The sequence below is a fragment of the Curtobacterium sp. MCJR17_043 genome (assembly GCF_003224315.2).
Taxonomy (GTDB): Bacteria; Actinomycetota; Actinomycetes; order Actinomycetales; family Microbacteriaceae; genus Curtobacterium.
The window spans coordinates 1,215,565-1,231,743 of the sequence record NZ_CP126259.1; the positions used below are offsets into that span (position 1 = coordinate 1,215,565).

The window sequence follows — 16,179 nt, forward strand, 5'->3', positions numbered from 1 at the left end:
CCCGTGCGCCGACAGGCGGACGCAGCGCGGGCCTCCCGTCCGGTTCAGGACAGCCGGGAGGCCCGGACCGCGCCGAGCGCACCGGTCCCGTCCGCCACCAGCACCGCCCGACGGAGCGCGTCGCGGCCGACGCGACGCGCGGCGGCGTCGTCGGCGGCGAACTCGACGAGGACACGGGTGGACCGGGCCATCGCCCGTGCTCCCGGGACCCACGGCACGGCCCGTTCCACGGACTCGGCGAAGCCGACGACGGACGCGTGGTGCTGCCGGAGGTGGGCACGCTCGTGGGCGACCACGGCCTCCAGTTCGTCCGTGCGCAGCCGGTCGGCGAGCCCGGTGCTGACGAGGACACCGCCCGACCGGCCGGGCACGGCGCACGCCAGGGCGGTGTCGGCCTGCAGCACCGCGACGAGGGTGCCGTCCACCTCGCGGTGCGGTGCTGCGCCGGCGCGGAAGGCCTCGCGCACGGCCGCGTGCGCGGGACTCGGTCGGACGCGGACCGCGACGGCGAACGCGATCACGGCGAGGACGGCGACGCCCACGTTGAGCCCGTGACTCGGCGAGTCGCCGATGCCGAACGGGTCGCCCAGCGGCCGGTCCGCGAGCACGACCAAGGCGATGCCGACGACGAACCCGGCCGTCCCGACCACCACCGCGGCCTGCCATGCGGCGATCGCCGTCCGCGGGCGGTCGATCGTCCACCCCGCCCGGGTGAGCACGCGCGGGACGAACGCGACCACGGCGAGGGCGAGCACGACCAGGCAGACGCCGGTGACGACCACGGGACGGACCGGTCAGGGACGGGTGCGCGAGTCGATCGCGCGGCGGAGGACCTCGAGGTCCCCGGACGCGAGCGAGCCGGTGAACTGCAGGAGCGCGGCCTCACGGTCGGAGGCCGCGGCGAGCGCGGTCGACATGAGCGACGCGGTGTGGTCCTCGCGCGAGTGCGCGGCACGGAAGGTCAGCGGAGCATCCGCGTGTTCCTCGCGCAGCACCGCACCCTTGCGACCGAGCCGGTCGAGCACGGTGAGGACCGTCGTCAGGGCGGGCCGGGGCTCCCCCGAACGCGTCGAGGACCTGGCGGGCGGTGAGCCCGTCGCTCGCCGAGGCGTCGGCGGACCAGAGCGTGTCGAGCACCGCCTGCTCGAGCTGCCCACGGGGGCGCGATCGCTGTCCTGCCACGACCGCCACTCTACGTGATGTCGAACGGCCGACCGGTGCTCCCGTCGCCGAGGACCGGGTCGGTGGTCGGGGAGACCGCCGGACGCGCAGTCCGACACATGCCCGTAACGCGGGCTCGGTATGCTCAGCGGACAACAGAACACGACGGCCGACCACCCGCCGCGGGAGAGCCCGACCGGATCGCAGCGCATCATCGATGCTCCTCCGGTCCCGGGCACCGAAGGAGCAAGCTCCCCCGCCAATCTCTCAGGTCCAACACCGCAGCGGACAGGCCACTCTGAAAAGCAGACGCGATCGACGTGGGCGCATCCCGCGGCGCACCGTCTCGCCCACGGTGAAAGCCGCAGGACCTCACGGGCCGCGGTGAAGCTCTCAGGCCCATGACAGAGGGGGGAGTTCCGCACCCGACGACGGTCGTCGGGCCCTGCCGATGTCAGGAGGACTCCGTCTTGTCCGAACCACTGCGTTCGTCGCCGCTCGAGGCAGCGCACGAAGCCGCCGGTGCGACCTTCACCGACTTCGCCGGCCACCGCATGCCGGTCCGGTACTCGTCGGACCTCGCCGAGCACCACGCCGTGCGCCGAGCCGCAGGGGTGTTCGACCTGTCGCACATGGCCGAGATCGGCGTGCAGGGACCCGACGCCGTCCCCTACCTCGACGCCGCACTCGCCGGGTCGTTCGGCGCGATGCCGGTCGGCCGGGCGAAGTACTCGCTGCTCCTCACCCCGGACGGCGGCATCCTCGACGACCTCGTCGTGTACCGCACCGGTGAGGACGTCTTCCTCGTCGTCGCGAACGCCGGCAACCGGGACGTCGCCGTCGCGGCCATGCAGGACCGTGCCGCCGGGTTCGACGTCCTCGTGTCGGACGACTCCGACCGGACGGCCCTCGTCGCGATCCAGGGGCCGGCCGCAGCGGGCACGCTCGACGCCCTCGTCGTCGCCGATCGTCTGCAGCCGGAGTCCCCGCTCGACGAGCTCCGGTACTACCGCGTCCTGCACGCCCTGTTCGACGGCAGCGAGGTGCTCATCGCCCGCACCGGGTACACGGGCGAGGACGGCTTCGAGCTGTACAGCGACACCGAGGTGGCCCCGGCGATCTGGGACGCCCTGCTCGCCGCCGGGGCCGAGCGCGGGGTGGTGCCCGCCGGGCTCGCGGCGCGTGACACCCTCCGCCTCGAGGCCGGCATGCCGCTCTACGGCCACGAGCTCGACACCTCGGTCCGACCCGCACAGGCCGGACTCGGCCGGGTCGTCGCCACCTCGGGGTCCTTCGTCGGCGACGCCGGCGTGCAGCCGGCCCCCGACGCCCGCGTCCTCGTCGGCATCGTGATGGAGGGACGCCGTGCTGCCCGTGCCGGGTACGACGTCCTGCGCGACGGGGTCGTCGTCGGCACCGTGACCTCCGGCGCGCTCTCGCCGACGCTCGGCCACCCGGTCGCGATGGCGTTCGTCGACCCGGACTGCGCCGACGGGGGGACAGGTCCTCCACATCGACGTCCGTGGCACCGCCATCCCCGGCACCGTGACCGCGCTCCCCTTCTACCGCCGCGCCTCGAAAGGCTGATCCCATGACCGACCAGACCGCACTGCAGTACACCAAGGACCACGAGTGGATCCTCGTCGAGGGCGACGTCGTCACCGTCGGCATCACCGACCACGCCGCCGAGCAGCTCGGTGACGTGGTCTACGTCGAGCTCCCCGCCGTGGGCACCACCACGACCGCCGGCGAGCAGCTCGGTGAGATCGAGTCCACCAAGAGCGTCGGCGAGCTCTTCGCTCCCATCGAGGGCGAGGTCGTCGAGGTCAACGAGGCCGTCGTCGCGACCCCGGACACCATCAACCACGACCCGTTCGGCGCCGGCTGGCTCGTCAAGCTCAAGGTCGACGGCACGACGTTCCCCGAGGACCTCATGGACCACGACACGTACCGGGCCTCGATCGCATGACCGCGGACCAGGACCTCACCACGTCGACGAACCTGCAGACCACCTTCGCCGACCGCCACATCGGCACGACGTCGGCCGAACAGCAGGCCATGCTCGACGTCGTCGGCCAGCCGTCGCTCGACGCCCTCGTCCGGGCAGCCGTCCCCGAGTCGATCCACGCCGCACCGGTCGCGCACTCGAGCGTGCCGACCGCGGTGGGGGAGACCGAGGCGCTCGCCGAACTGCGGGCCGTGGCCGGGCGCAACACCGTCCGCCGGGCGATGATCGGCCTGGGCTACTCCGACACGCACACGCCGGCGGTCATCCAGCGGAACGTGCTCGAGAACCCGAGCTGGTACACGGCCTACACGCCGTACCAGCCGGAGATCTCGCAGGGCCGGCTCGAGGCGCTCATCAACTTCCAGACGATGGTGTCCGACCTCACCGGCATGGCCACCGCGGGCGCCTCGATGCTCGACGAGGGCACGGCCGTGGTCGAGGGCATGCTCCTCGCCCGTCGCGCCTCGAAGGTGAAGGGTGACGCGTTCCTCGTGGACGCCGACCTCCTGCCGCAGACCGCCGCGATCCTCGGCCACCGCGCCGAGGCGGTCGGCATCACCCTGCGGTCCTTCGACGCCGCGGAGGGCCCCACCGACGAGCAGCTCGACGGTGCCTTCGGCGTCGTCCTGCAGTACCCCGGCGCCTCCGGCCGGATCGTCGACCCGAGCCGTACCGTCGAGCGCGTCCACGCGGGTGGCGGCATCGCCGTCGTCGCGGCGGACCTGCTCGCGATGACGCTGCTCGCGAGCCCCGGTGACCTCGGCGCCGACGTCGCGGTCGGGACCAGCCAGCGCTTCGGCGTCCCGCTCGGGTTCGGCGGACCCCACGCCGGGTACCTCGCCGTCCGCGCGGGCCTCGAGCGTCAGCTGCCGGGCCGACTCGTCGGGGTGTCCTTCGACGCCGACGGCAGCATGGCCTACCGGCTCAGCCTCCAGACCCGCGAGCAGCACATCCGCCGCGAGAAGGCGACGAGCAACATCTGCACCGCGCAGGTGCTGCTGGCGGTCATGGCGTCGATGTACGCGGTCTACCACGGGCCCGAGGGCCTGCGGTTCATCGCGTCCCGGGTGGCCCGGACGGCCACGGCCCTCGCCGACGTCGCCCGCGCAGCCGGCGCCGAGCTCGTGCACGACGCCTTCTTCGACACTGTCACGCTCCGGTTCGCCGGCCGCGCGGAGTCCGTCGTCACGGCAGCGCACGAGGCCGGGTACCTGCTGCACCTCGTCGACGCCGACACCCTCCAGCTCTCGGTCGACGAGACCACCACGCCCGAGGACGTCGTCGCCCTCGCCCGGGTGTTCGGCGCGACCGACGTGACCGTCCCGGCGATCGAGACCGCCGTGCGGGACGCGACCACGGGCGTCGTGTCCGGGCTGGAGCGCGCGAGCGCGTTCCTGACCCACCCGGTGTTCAGCGCCCACCGCAGTGAAACGCGGATGATGCGCTACCTCAAGCACCTGTCCGACAAGGACTACGCGCTCGACCGCGGCATGATCCCGCTCGGCAGCTGCACCATGAAGCTCAACGCGGCGACCGAGATGGCCGCCGTGACGTGGCCCGAGTTCGCCCGACTGCACCCGTTCGCCCCGCGCGGGGACGTGGAGGGCTACCTCGACATGATCGGGGACCTCGAGACCTGGCTCGCCGAGGTGACCGGCTACGACACCGTCTCGGTGCAGCCGAACGCGGGCAGCCAGGGCGAGCTCGCCGGACTCCTCGCGATCCGCGGCTACCACCGCTCTCGCGGCGACGAGGCACGCACGGTGTGCCTCATCCCGTCGAGCGCGCACGGCACGAACGCGGCGTCGGCGGTCCTCGCCGGCATGCGGGTCGTCGTGGTCGCCTGCGACGAGGACGGCAACGTCGACCTCGACGACCTCCGGGCGAAGACCGCGCAGCACGCCGAGCAGCTCGCCGCGCTGATGATCACGTACCCGTCGACCCACGGGGTGTACGAGCACGACATCACCGCGGTCTGCGACGCCGTGCACGACGCCGGCGGCCAGGTCTACGTCGACGGCGCGAACCTCAACGCGCTGCTCGGGCACGCCCGATTCGGGGACTTCGGCGGGGACGTCTCGCACCTCAACCTGCACAAGACCTTCTGCATCCCGCACGGTGGTGGCGGTCCGGGCGTCGGGCCGGTCGCCGCGAAGGCGCACCTGGCACCGTTCCTGCCCGGGCACCCGATGGCGCAGGAGGCCGACCGGCGGACGGGTGCCGAGGCGTCGACCGAGGACGGCCGGCTCGCGCACGCGGGCGGTCCGGTCTCCGCCGCGCCGTACGGCAGCCCGAGCATCCTGCCGATCACCTGGACCTACGTCCGGATGATGGGCGTCGAGGGCCTCACCCGCGCCACCGAGGTCGCCGTGCTCGGCGCGAACTACCTGGCGGCGCGGCTGCGCGAGGCGTTCCCGGTCCTGTACACGGGCGAGTCGGGTCTGGTCGCGCACGAGTGCATCCTCGACCTCCGCCCGCTGCGGGAGGCGACGGGGATCACCGTCGACGACGTCGCGAAGCGGCTCATCGACCACGGCTTCCACGCCCCGACGATGTCGTTCCCGGTCGCGGGCACGCTCATGGTCGAACCGACCGAGAGCGAGGACCTCGCCGAGCTCGACCGCTTCGTGGACGCGATGCTCGCCATCCGGGCCGAGGCGGACGCGGTCGGCCGGGGGGGAGTGGCCGGCGGAGGACAACCCGCTCGTGAACGCCCCGCACACGGCAGCGTCGGTCATCACCGGCGAGTGGGACCACGCCTACACGCGGGAGCAGGCGGTCTACCCGTCGGCCGGGCAGGCGACGCGCAAGTACTGGCCGCCGGTGCGCCGCATCGACCAGGCGTACGGGGACCGCAACCTCGTGTGTGCGTGCCCGCCGATCGAGGCGTTCGCGTAGCAGGATCGCCATCCTGACGACGACGGACGGGAGGCCCGTGGCGGATCCGCCACGGGCCTCCCGTCCGTCGTCGTCCTGCCATCGCCGACGGTGGAGCGCTCCGACCACGAGCCGCTCTCGACCACACCTGTGGTTCACCGGGACGTCACCTGGACGATGCACGGACCTCGATGCAAACGCAACAGATCACCTGATCCCGGCTCGCGCACGCGGGGAAGTTGCACTTTGCCGCAACGATCCTGCAACTTGGTTTCAGACGTGTAACCGATGTGCGCTGGGTTTGGACGGGCCCCTCAGCACTGCCTACAGTTCAGGAGTCAAACGCGGCGGGAGGGACCTCTGTACCCGGCGCGTCCCATGCACCAGGAGGAACTCTTGATCAAGAAGCGCGCTGGGCTCTCTGCCCTCGCCGTGCTCGGGGCCACAGCTCTCGCCCTGACCGGCTGCTCCGGCAACGGTGGCGGAAGTGGCTCGGGCTCCGGCTCCACGAACGCCAACGGCATCGTCACCACCAACGGCAGCGAGCCGCAGAACCCGCTCATCCCGTCGAACACCACCGAGACCGGTGGCGGCAAGATCATCACGTCGCTGTTCGACGGTCTGTTCACCTACGACGCCGACGGCAAGCCGGTCAAGGAACTGGCGAAGAGCGTCGAGACCGACGACTCCAAGACCTTCGACATCACGATCAACACCGGGTGGAAGTTCACCAACGGTGAGGAGATCACCGCGGAGTCCTTCACGAAGGCGTGGAACTGGGCGGCGCAGAAGTCGAACGCCCAGGGCGCGAGCTACTTCTTCGAGAACATCGAGGGCTACGACGCCGACAAGGACTCCGAGCTCACCGGCCTGAAGGTCGTCGACGACGACGAGTTCACCGTCACGCTCAAGTCGGCGCAGTCGGACTTCCCGCTGTCGCTCGGCTACAACGCCTTCGTGCCGCTCCCCTCGGCGTTCTACGACGACCCCAAGGCCTTCGGTGAGAACCCGATCGGCAACGGTCCGTACAAGCTCGACGGCAAGAAGGCCTGGACCCACAACCAGGACATCAAGCTCGTCGCGAACGAGGACTACCAGGGCAAGCGCAAGCCGAAGAACGGCGGTCTCACGATCACGTTCTACAGCACCCAGGACACCGCGTACTCCGACGCCCAGGGCGGCAACCTCGACGTCCTCGACGCCGTGCCGGACGCCGCGTTCTCGACCTACAAGTCGGACTTCCCCGACTCGAACGTCAACCAGGCCGCCGCGATCTTCCAGGCGATCTACCTGCCCTACTACCTCGACCACTGGAAGGGCGAGGAGGGTCAGCTGCGTCGCGAGGCGATCTCGATGTCGATCAACCGCAAGCAGATCACGGACAAGATCTTCCAGGGCACCCGTACCCCGGCGAAGGACTTCACCTCCCCGGTGATCGACGGCTGGACCGGCGACCTGAAGGGCTCCGACGTCCTGAAGTACGACCCGGACGAGGCCAAGAAGCTCTGGGCCGAAGCCGACAAGATGTCGAAGTACGACGACACCCTCACCATCACCTACAACGCCGATGGTGGCCACGAGGCATGGGTGACCGCCGTCACGAACTCGATCTCGAACACGCTCGGCATCAAGGCCGAGGGCAACGCGGTCCCGACGTTCGCCGAGGCGCTCGAGCTCCAGACGGACGACAAGCTCAAGGGCGGAAGCCGTACCGGTTGGCAGGCCGACTACCCGTCGCTGTACAACTTCCTCGGCCCGACCATGGGTGAGGGTTCGTCGAACAACTACTCGCGCTACGACTCGGCCGAGTACAACGAGCTGCTCGCCAAGGGCCGTTCGGCCGCGACCGTCGAAGAGGGCAACAAGTTCTTCGACCAGGCGCAGGAGCTCCTGTTCCAGGACCTCCCCCGAGATCCCGCTCTGGTACTCCAACGTCACCGGCGTGTGGTCCGCGGACAACGTGAAGAACGTCAAGTTCGGCTGGGACTCGGTGCCGCTGTACTACGACATCGAGGTCACCAAGTAACACCGGTCCTCGCGGAGGACCCATCGCGAGCAGGTATCCTGCTCCGCGGCCAACCGGACGGGGGGTTCGGGGACCACACGGTCCCCGAACCCCCCGTACCACGGCGGCTACACCTTCCCCCACGACCGCGGGCGCCGCCGCCCGCACCGGACACCCGTGCCGACCCTCGGACCGTCCACCCCACACGACATGAACCTGAACGACATGCGCGCTCCGTACCAGGCAGGGATCTGATGCTCTGGTACCTCGGCAAGCGCCTCCTGCAACTCATCCCCGTGTTCTTCGGGGCCACGTTCCTCATCTACTTCATGGTCTTCTCGCTGCCCGGCGACCCGATCGCCGCGCTGTTCGGCGACCGCCAGCCGTCGCCGCAGGTGATCGAGCAGCTCCGGGCGCAGTACAACCTGGACAAGCCGTTCATCATCCAGTACCTGCTGTGGGTCGGCGGTCTCTTCCGCGGTGACCTCGGGGTCACGTACTCGGGCCTCCCGGTGAGCCAGCAGCTCGCCCAGGCGTTCCCGATCACCGCCCGTCTCGCGATCCTCGCGCTGGTCTTCGAGGCCGTCGCCGGCATCCTCGTCGGCGTCATCGCCGGGCTCCGCAAGGGCAAGTGGTTCGACGCCACCGCGCTCGTCGTCTCGCTGCTGCTCATCTCGGTGCCGACCTTCGTCGTCGGCTTCCTGCTGCAGTACGTCTTCGGCATCAACCTCGGGCTGTTCCGTGTCACGGTCTCCGGTCAAGCGCCGTGGTCGGAGCTCGTGCTGCCGGCGATCGTGCTCGCGACCGTGTCGTTCGCCTACATCGTGCGCCTCACCCGCGCGAGCGTCGCCGAGAACATGAGCGCCGACTTCGTGCGCACCGCGACCGCGAAGGGCCTGTCCCGTCGTCGCGTCGTGACCGTGCACATCTTCCGGAACTCGCTCATCCCCGTGGTCACCTACCTGGGCGTCGACATCGGCAGCCTGATGGTCGGCGCGATCGTGACCGAGGGCATCTTCAACATCAACGGCGTCGGTGGGACGGTCTACAAGGCCGTCACGCTCGGCGAAGGCCCGACGGTGGTGTCGTTCGTCGCCGTGATGGTCATCATCTTCATGCTCGCCAACCTCCTGGTCGACCTGCTCTACGCCGTCCTGGACCCGAGGATCCGCTATGCCAAGTAACACCGAACCGCGATCGGCCACGCACTACGTCGCCCCGATCGAGGAGACGCCGCTGCAGGCGGTCGACCAGGTCAACGTGGACGAGAAGACCCGTTCGCTGTGGACCGACGCGTGGGAGTCCATGCGTCGTCGTCCCACGTTCTGGGTCTCCGCGGTCCTCATCCTGCTGATCCTCGTGGTCGCGATCGTCCCGGGGCTCTTCACGCACGTGGACCCGCGCGCCGCGAACCTCGACTACAGCGACGAGGGTGCCCGTGCTGGACACCCGCTCGGGTACACCCGTCAGGGGTCCGACGTGTTCGCCCGCGTCATCTGGGGTGCACAGAACTCGCTGCTCGTGGGGCTGCTCGCGACCGTGCTCGTCACGATCGTCGGCGTCGTCATCGGCGCGATCGCCGGGTTCTACGGCGGCTGGCTCGACGCGGTCGTGTCCCGCATCGCGGACATCTTCTTCTCGATCCCGACCGTCCTCGGCGCGATCGTGATCATGTCGGTCATCCCGCAGCGCAACGCCATCACGGTTTCGCTCGTGCTCGCCGTGTTCGCCTGGCCGCAGATCGCGCGCATCATGCGCGGTGCCGTGCTCAGCGCGAAGCAGTCCGACTACGTCACCGCCTCGGCGGCGCTCGGTGTCAGCCGCTTCCAGACGCTGGTCAAGCACGTCATCCCGAACTCGCTCGCACCGGTCATCGTCGTCGCGACCGTCTCGCTCGGGACGTTCATCGTCGCGGAGGCGACCCTGTCGTTCCTCGGCATCGGTCTGCCGCCGTCGGCGCTCAGCTGGGGTCTCGACATCGGCACGGCGCGCACCTCCATCCGCACGAACCCGTCGACCATCTTCTGGCCGTCCGCCGCCCTGTCCATCACCGTGCTCGCGTTCCTCCTCCTCGGTGACGTGGTCCGCGACGCGCTCGACCCGAAGGCGAGGGCCCGCCGATGAGCGAGACACTCACCCAGCCGAACGCCCGGACGTCCGGTGCAGCCGGCGCCCCGCTGCTCGAGATCACCGACCTGCACGTCGGCTTCCGGACGCAGAGCGGTCTCGTGCAGGCCGTGCGCGGCGTCAACATGACGCTCGAGCAGGGCGAACGCCTCGCGATCGTCGGCGAGTCCGGATCGGGCAAGTCGACGAGCGCCCAGGCGATCATCAAGCTCCTGCCCGGCACCGGCCAGATCACCGGCGGCTCGATCAAGCTGAACGGGCGCGAGCTCGTCGGCATGGACGAGAAGCAGATGGCCGAGATCCGCGGCACCGAGATCGGCTACGTCCCCCCAGGACCCGATGTCGAACCTCAACCCGCTCTGGAAGATCGGTTTCCAGGTCGAAGAGGCGATCAAGGCGAACGGGATGGCGACGGGCAAGGCCGCCGTCCGTGCCCGTGCCGTCGAGGTCCTGCAGGAGGCCGGGCTCGGCGACGCCGAGAGCCGGCTCAAGCAGTACCCGCACGAGTTCTCCGGCGGCATGCGCCAGCGCGTGCTGATCGGTATCGGCCTGTCCAGCCGACCGAAGCTGCTCATCGCCGACGAGCCGACCTCCGCGCTCGACGTCACCGTGCAGCGCGTCATCCTCGACCACCTCGAGAGCCTGACGCGCGATTTCGGCACCTCGGTCCTGTTCATCACCCACGACCTCGGTCTCGCCGCCGAGCGTGCCGAGAAGCTCGTGGTGATGTACAAGGGCCAGGTCGTCGAGGCCGGTCCGTCGAAGGAGATCCTGGCCGACCCGCAGCACCCGTACACGCAGCGCCTCGTCGCTGCGGCGCCGTCGCTCGCGAGCCGTCGGATCCAGTCCAAGGTGCAGCACCAGACGGTGGACATCGCGTCCGGCACCGGCAGCGAGGACGACGAACTCCTGTCCCGCGCCCACGAGCGCGAGAGCAAGCCGACCGAGGACCTGATCGTGGTGAAGGACCTGCAGAAGGTCTACAAGCTGCGTGGGCAGGGCATCGCGACCCGCGAGCTCAAGGCCGTCGACGGTGTGTCGTTCTCGATCCCGAAGGGCACCACCACGGCGCTCGTCGGCGAGTCCGGCTCAGGCAAGTCGACGGTCGCCAAGCTCGTGCTGCAGCTCGAATCGATCACCGCCGGCTCGGTGCAGTTCGACGGCATCGACATCGGCGCGCTCAAGGGCAAGGACCTGTTCGACTTCCGTCGCCGGGTGCAGCCCGTGTTCCAGGACCCGTACGGATCGCTCGACCCGATGTACAACGTCGGGAACACGATCGCCGAGCCGCTCAGCACGCACAAGGTCGGCGACAAGGCGTCCCGTCGCGCGCGGGTGCTCGAACTGCTCGACCAGGTGTCGCTGCCGAAGTCGATGGTCAACCGGTACCCGAGCGAGCTGTCCGGTGGCCAGCGGCAGCGTATCGCCGTCGCGCGCGCGCTCGCGCTCAAGCCCGAGGTCATCGTGCTCGACGAGGCCGTGTCCGCGCTCGACGTGCTCGTGCAGGGGCAGATCCTCGACCTGCTGACCGAGCTGCAGTCCGAGCTCGACCTGACGTACCTGTTCATCACGCACGACCTCGCGGTCGTCCGTCTGGTCGCGGACAACGTGTGCGTCATGCGCAAGGGCCAGATCGTCGAGAAGGCGACCACCGACGAGGTGTTCGCCAACCCGCGGGAGCAGTACACGAAGGACCTGCTGGCAGCCATCCCCGGCGCCGGCTTCGAGTTCGGACGCTGACCCGCCGCACCTCGCGTCCGCCGGAACGCGCCGCCCCGATCACGGGACGGCGCGTTCCGTCATCGAGGGACGGACGCCGACGTCTGGGGTGGGCCGGTTCAGAGGCGCGCGCCGGCGAGGCTCGCGGCGATGCCCAGCACGACGAGCGCGGTGATCGACCAGCCGTGGACGCGGTGCACGATCGGGGCTGCGGTGACCGTGGCCGGGGGGAGCACCGTCGTACACGACCGGCGCGGGGACGGACGCGCGGATCTCGTCGGCCGCAGCGGCGACGCCTACCGGCACCGGGCCTCCCGGCCGGAGCACCGCCAGGCGGGCGTCCGGACGCGGCGCGATCCAGACGCGCTGCTCGCCCTGGTCGGTGACCACCTCGAGCCCGTACTTCGTCCGGACCTCCCGGACGCGCCGCCACGCGAACCGGGTGGTGCGGCGCACGTCGACGACGACCAGGGCGTCCTCGGTGATCTCGATCCGCGGACGCCACAGCACGACCCACGCGAACCAGACGGTGAAGAGCGACGGCACGGGGACGAGCAACGCGGCGCCCGGCCCGTTCGTGACGAAGCCGATGACGACGAGGGCTGCGGCGACGATCCAGAGGACGACGGCGAAGCGGCGCATGTTCGTCGCGACGATCCGGGCGGGCATGGGGCAAGCCTAGGAGACCCGGCCTCGGGCGGTGACGAGAGCGCCTCCTCGGGACCACCAACCGAGCGGGCCAGACGGGCCGTGCGCGTACCGGCGGACCTGATGTCCCGAGGAGGCGAACCCGGGGGGTCGTCGTCCAGACCATGGTCACGCCGACACGGCCGGCTGTCAACGGGTCAGACGACGAGCGCCTCGATCTGGCCGCGGATGACCTGGGCGCTCGGGAAGCGCAGTCCGACGAGCCCGACGTGCCGCCAGCGGATGACGCCGTCCGGACCGATGACGAAGACGGAGCGACGGAGTCCGATCCCCGGCAGGTGGACGCCGTAGGCGCGGATGACGTCACCGCCGACGTCCGACAGCAGCGGGAACGCGAGCGAGGCGCCGCGCGCGAACCCCTCGTGCGAGTCGAGTCCCTGCGGGCTGATGCCCCAGACGACCGCGCCGAGGTCGCGGAAGTCGTCGAGCTCCTCCTGGTACGAGCAGAGCTGCGCGGTGCACACGGGCGTCGCATCGCCGGGGTAGAAGGCGAGGACCACCGGGCGACCGATCTCGGAGGCGAGCGAGTACTCCGCGTCGGTGCGGACGCCCTGGCGGACGAGCATGCCGGGCAGGGTGAAGCCGGGGGGCGGCGGAACCGATCTCGGGGATGGCCATGAGGCAGATCGTACGGTCCAGGGGCCCGTCGATCCGTGGACCGCACCGAGGATCCCCTGCGAGCGCGCGCACCGGATCGACGAAGGGGCCGGACGCAGTGCGTCCGGCCCCTCCCTCGATCAGCGGGCACCGCCCGTGGACGGTCAGTCGGTGAAGCCGACCTTCGTCCAGTCGATGTTCTGCGCCCCCCGCGAACGCGCCGTAGTTGGCGAGCTTCGGGTTCTGCGCGACGAGCGCCGGCTTCGCGGTGATCGGCATGGAGTGTCCGATCGCCCAGACTTCCTCGTCGATCTTGTTCCAGATGGCGTTCGCCTTGTCCGTGTCCGGCTCGGACAGGGCCTGCTTCGTCAGGTCGTCGATCTCCTTCGAGCTGACCCGGCCGTAGTTCTGGCCGACGTCACCGGAGGTGTAGATCGTCGCGCTGCTCGAGTGGAAGCCGGTGCCACCCCAGACGAAGATCGTCATGTCGTAGTTGCCCGGCGTGACGTACTGCTCGAAGAAGTCGTCCGTGGCGACCGACTTCAGCTTCAGCTCGACGCCGACTTCCTTCAGCTGCTGCTGCATGACCTGCGCCAGCTGCTGCGACGTGGGAGCGCCGGACGGGATCGTGATCGCGATGGAGAGCTTCTTCCCGCCCTTCGAGCGGTACGCGCCGTCGGTCTTCCACCCGTCGTCGTCGAGCAGCTGCTTCGCCTTCTCGACGTCGAACGTCGCGTTCGGCTTGGTGTTCGACGTGTAGCCCTTGTCCGTGGACAGGAACAGGTGGTTGTCGAGCGTGCCGAGCTTGTACGGGAGCGTGCCGCCGATGACCTGCGCGAGCGCGTCACGGTTCACGGCGTGCTGGATCGCCAGCCGGAGCTGCTTGTCCTTGAGCAGGCCGTTCGACGAGAAGTCGACGTGCGTGTACTGCGCGGACGTCGACGCGAGGATCCTCGTGTTCTTCGCCTTCTTCACACGGTCGAAGCGCTCGGAGGTCGTCGTGAGGACGGAGTCGATCTCCTTGTTGAGGTAGGCGTCGACGTCGGCGTTGCCGTCCAGCGACCGGAAGATCACCTGGTCGAGCTTCGGCTCGTCGCCCCACCAGTTGTCGTCCGGCTTCATCGTGACGGTGCCGGCGGTCTCGTCGAGGTCGGTGATCTCGTAGGGCCCGGAGGAAACCGGGACCTTGCCCTTGTAGCCGTTGTTGAACTGCTCGGGCGTGCTGGTCTGGCTGGCGGGGTAGAGCGGGCTGAAGAGCGACTTCCAGTCCGAGAACGGGGTCGAGAACGTCACGACGACGTCCCGGTCGGTCGCGCCCTTCGTGACGGACTCGATGTCCTCGTAGCCGGTCGAGCCGGCGATGAGGTACGCCTCGTCCTCGCCGTTCGTGGTCTTCCACTCGTTCTCGAAGTCACGCCACGTGATCGGCGTGCCGTCGTTCCACTCCGCCTGGTCGTTGATCGTGTACTCGATGGTCAGCGGGTCGTCGCTTGTGACCTCGGCCTTCGTCACGTAGTCCTGGTTGAGTGCCGGGGCGCCCTTCGCGTCGATCGTGTAGATGAACGGCATCGTCGCCTGTTCGATCGTCGACGCGTCGACGAGCGGGCCGTCGACCTGGTTGTAGTTCCACTGCGAGACCCATTGCGAGATCGGCAGACGGAGCGTGCCGCCGTCCTGCAGGTCGGAGACCGGTGTGGCGTTGATCTGGGCCGAGGTCGGCAGTGACTTCTTGCCCGAGTCGTTCCCACCGGTCCCGCCGGAGTCGCCGGAGCCGCCCGAGCAGCCGGTGACGGCGAGGGCGATGCCGGCGAGGGCCGCCGTCACCGCGAGGACTTTCCTGTGCTTCATGTGGTTCCCCTCTGGAAGTTGTCGTCGAGCCTAGGGCCCTCCGAAGGGGGTAGAGCGCGTTTTCTGCTGTCGACGTCCTTTCGTTACGTGGCGGGACGTCGGACGACATGTACCGGAAACAAACCAGGCCCTATGGTGGCCTCCATGATCCGCTTCCTGGGGCGGCGACTCGTGTACTACGTCGTGCTCGTGTTCCTCGCGACCTCGCTGACCTACTTCCTCGCGTCAGCGACGTTCAGTCCCCGTTCCGTGTACGCGCAGCGCAATCCGGCTCCGTCAGCACAGGTCATCGACGCGAAGCTCGACGACATCGGCGTCAACGACAAGACGCCCATCGTGATCCGGTACACGCACTGGCTCGGTGACGTCGCGCACGGTGACCTCGGGCAGACGATCCAGGACCGCCCCGTCAACGAACAGTTCTTCCCGCGGCTCGGGGTCAGCCTCCGGCTCCTGCTCGTCGGGTCGGTCGCGGGCATCGTGCTCGGCGTGCTCGTCGGCGTGTGGAACGCGATCCGGCAGTACCGGATCTCCGACCGGGTGAGTGCGGCGATCTCGATCGTCCTGTTCTCCACACCGGTGTTCCTGACGGCCGTGTTCCTGAAGATCGGAGCGACGAAGCTCAACCAGGACGCCGGCAGCCAGCTCATCAACTTCACGGGGGGAGGCGACGCCGGGGCTCGACGGGACACCGTGGACGCTGCTCCTGGACCGCGGCGCGCACCTGCTGCTGCCGACGATCTCGATCGCCGTCGGTCTCATCGCGATCTACAGCCGGTACCAGCGGGCGACGATGCTCGACGTGCTCGGCTCGGACTTCCTCCGGACCGCGCGGGCGAAGGGACTCACGCGCGGCCGAGCGACGTTCAAGCACGGCCTCCGCACGGCGCTCATCCCGATGACGACGCTGTTCGCCTACGGGTTCCTCGGCATCCTGACCGGTGCGACCCTGACCGAGAAGATCTTCGCCTGGAACGGGCTGGGGTCGTGGTTCATCGACGCGGTCAACAACAACGACGTCAACGTGGTCACGGCGTACACGCTGTTCGCGGCGGTCGTGGTGCTCGTCGCCGGCTTCCTCGCCGACCTCGCGACCGCTGCGCTCGACCCGCGCGTCAGGAGGGCATGA

Annotated in this window: 8 protein-coding genes, 5 pseudogenes and 1 riboswitch; of the genes and pseudogenes, 8 read left to right on the forward strand and 5 right to left on the reverse strand. The window is 69.6% G+C overall.

Features of this window, described 5'->3' with window-relative positions:
- Positions 1 to 44: 44 nt before the first annotated feature.
- Entirely contained in the window at positions 45 to 782 is a 738-nt protein-coding gene (locus DEJ15_RS06445) for a M56 family metallopeptidase (protein WP_110823661.1), read from the reverse strand.
- A 12-nt stretch (positions 783 to 794) separates the two neighbouring features.
- On the reverse strand, positions 795 to 1,025 hold the full coding sequence (locus tag DEJ15_RS06450; RefSeq protein ID WP_284175919.1) for a BlaI/MecI/CopY family transcriptional regulator: 231 nt from the start codon (positions 1,023 to 1,025) through the stop codon (positions 795 to 797).
- A gap of 309 nt (positions 1,026 to 1,334) precedes the next feature.
- Positions 1,335 to 1,453, forward strand: a riboswitch (glycine riboswitch).
- A gap of 109 nt (positions 1,454 to 1,562) precedes the next feature.
- Between DEJ15_RS06450 and gcvT the strand changes: the two are divergent.
- The 7 genes and pseudogenes from gcvT to DEJ15_RS06485 all read left to right on the forward strand — a co-directional run bounded on the left by gcvT (position 1,563) and on the right by DEJ15_RS06485 (position 11,918).
- Positions 1,563 to 2,748 (forward strand): annotated as a pseudogene (gene gcvT / locus DEJ15_RS06455) (glycine cleavage system aminomethyltransferase GcvT).
- Between the two features lie 4 nt (positions 2,749 to 2,752).
- On the forward strand, positions 2,753 to 3,130 hold the full coding sequence (gene gcvH, locus DEJ15_RS06460; protein ID WP_110823663.1) for a glycine cleavage system protein GcvH: 378 nt from the start codon (positions 2,753 to 2,755) through the stop codon (positions 3,128 to 3,130).
- Positions 3,127 to 6,067: pseudogene (gcvP, locus tag DEJ15_RS06465) on the forward strand (aminomethyl-transferring glycine dehydrogenase). The gene gcvH and the pseudogene gcvP overlap by 4 nt, the downstream one beginning before the upstream one ends.
- A gap of 357 nt (positions 6,068 to 6,424) precedes the next feature.
- Positions 6,425 to 7,768 (forward strand): annotated as a pseudogene (locus DEJ15_RS06470) (peptide ABC transporter substrate-binding protein); the annotation flags it as partial.
- A 537-nt stretch (positions 7,769 to 8,305) separates the two neighbouring features.
- On the forward strand, positions 8,306 to 9,235 hold the full coding sequence (locus DEJ15_RS06475; RefSeq protein WP_110823666.1) for an ABC transporter permease: 930 nt from the start codon (positions 8,306 to 8,308) through the stop codon (positions 9,233 to 9,235).
- The gene (locus tag DEJ15_RS06480; protein ID WP_110823667.1) at positions 9,225 to 10,175 is read left to right on the forward strand and encodes an ABC transporter permease; all 951 of its coding nucleotides are present in this window, start codon (positions 9,225 to 9,227) and stop codon (positions 10,173 to 10,175) included. Before DEJ15_RS06475 ends, DEJ15_RS06480 begins: the two co-directional genes overlap by 11 nt.
- Positions 10,172 to 11,918: pseudogene (locus DEJ15_RS06485) on the forward strand (dipeptide ABC transporter ATP-binding protein). The gene DEJ15_RS06480 and the pseudogene DEJ15_RS06485 overlap by 4 nt, the downstream one beginning before the upstream one ends.
- A 39-nt stretch (positions 11,919 to 11,957) precedes the next feature.
- On the opposite strand, the gene DEJ15_RS06490 reads toward DEJ15_RS06485, so the two are convergent.
- The 3 genes and pseudogenes from DEJ15_RS06490 to DEJ15_RS06495 form a co-directional block, all read right to left on the reverse strand.
- A complete protein-coding gene (locus DEJ15_RS06490) occupies positions 11,958 to 12,566 on the reverse strand; it encodes a PH domain-containing protein (RefSeq protein ID WP_284175921.1) in 609 nt (202 codons plus the stop codon).
- 176 nt (positions 12,567 to 12,742) lie between these two features.
- Positions 12,743 to 13,171: a peroxiredoxin gene (locus DEJ15_RS18020; RefSeq protein WP_349814833.1), complete on the reverse strand. Its 429-nt coding sequence runs from the start codon at positions 13,169 to 13,171 to the stop codon at positions 12,743 to 12,745.
- Positions 13,172 to 13,637: 466 nt separating this feature from the next.
- A pseudogene (locus DEJ15_RS06495) lies at positions 13,638 to 15,050 on the reverse strand (ABC transporter family substrate-binding protein); the annotation flags it as partial.
- Positions 15,051 to 15,816: 766 nt separating this feature from the next.
- Between DEJ15_RS06495 and DEJ15_RS06500 the strand changes: the two are divergent.
- Entirely contained in the window at positions 15,817 to 16,179 is a 363-nt protein-coding gene (locus tag DEJ15_RS06500) for an ABC transporter permease subunit (protein WP_284176170.1), read from the forward strand.

Coding starts and splice junctions, on each gene's coding strand:
- gcvH (WP_110823663.1), top strand. CDS start 2,753: ATGACCGACCAGACCGCACTGCAGTACACCAAGGACCACGAGTGGATC.
- DEJ15_RS06475 (WP_110823666.1), top strand. CDS start 8,306: ATGCTCTGGTACCTCGGCAAGCGCCTCCTGCAACTCATCCCCGTGTTC.
- DEJ15_RS06480 (WP_110823667.1), top strand. CDS start 9,225: ATGCCAAGTAACACCGAACCGCGATCGGCCACGCACTACGTCGCCCCG.
- DEJ15_RS06490 (WP_284175921.1), bottom strand. CDS start 12,566: ATGCCCGCCCGGATCGTCGCGACGAACATGCGCCGCTTCGCCGTCGTC.
- DEJ15_RS18020 (WP_349814833.1), bottom strand. CDS start 13,171: ATGCTCGTCCGCCAGGGCGTCCGCACCGACGCGGAGTACTCGCTCGCC.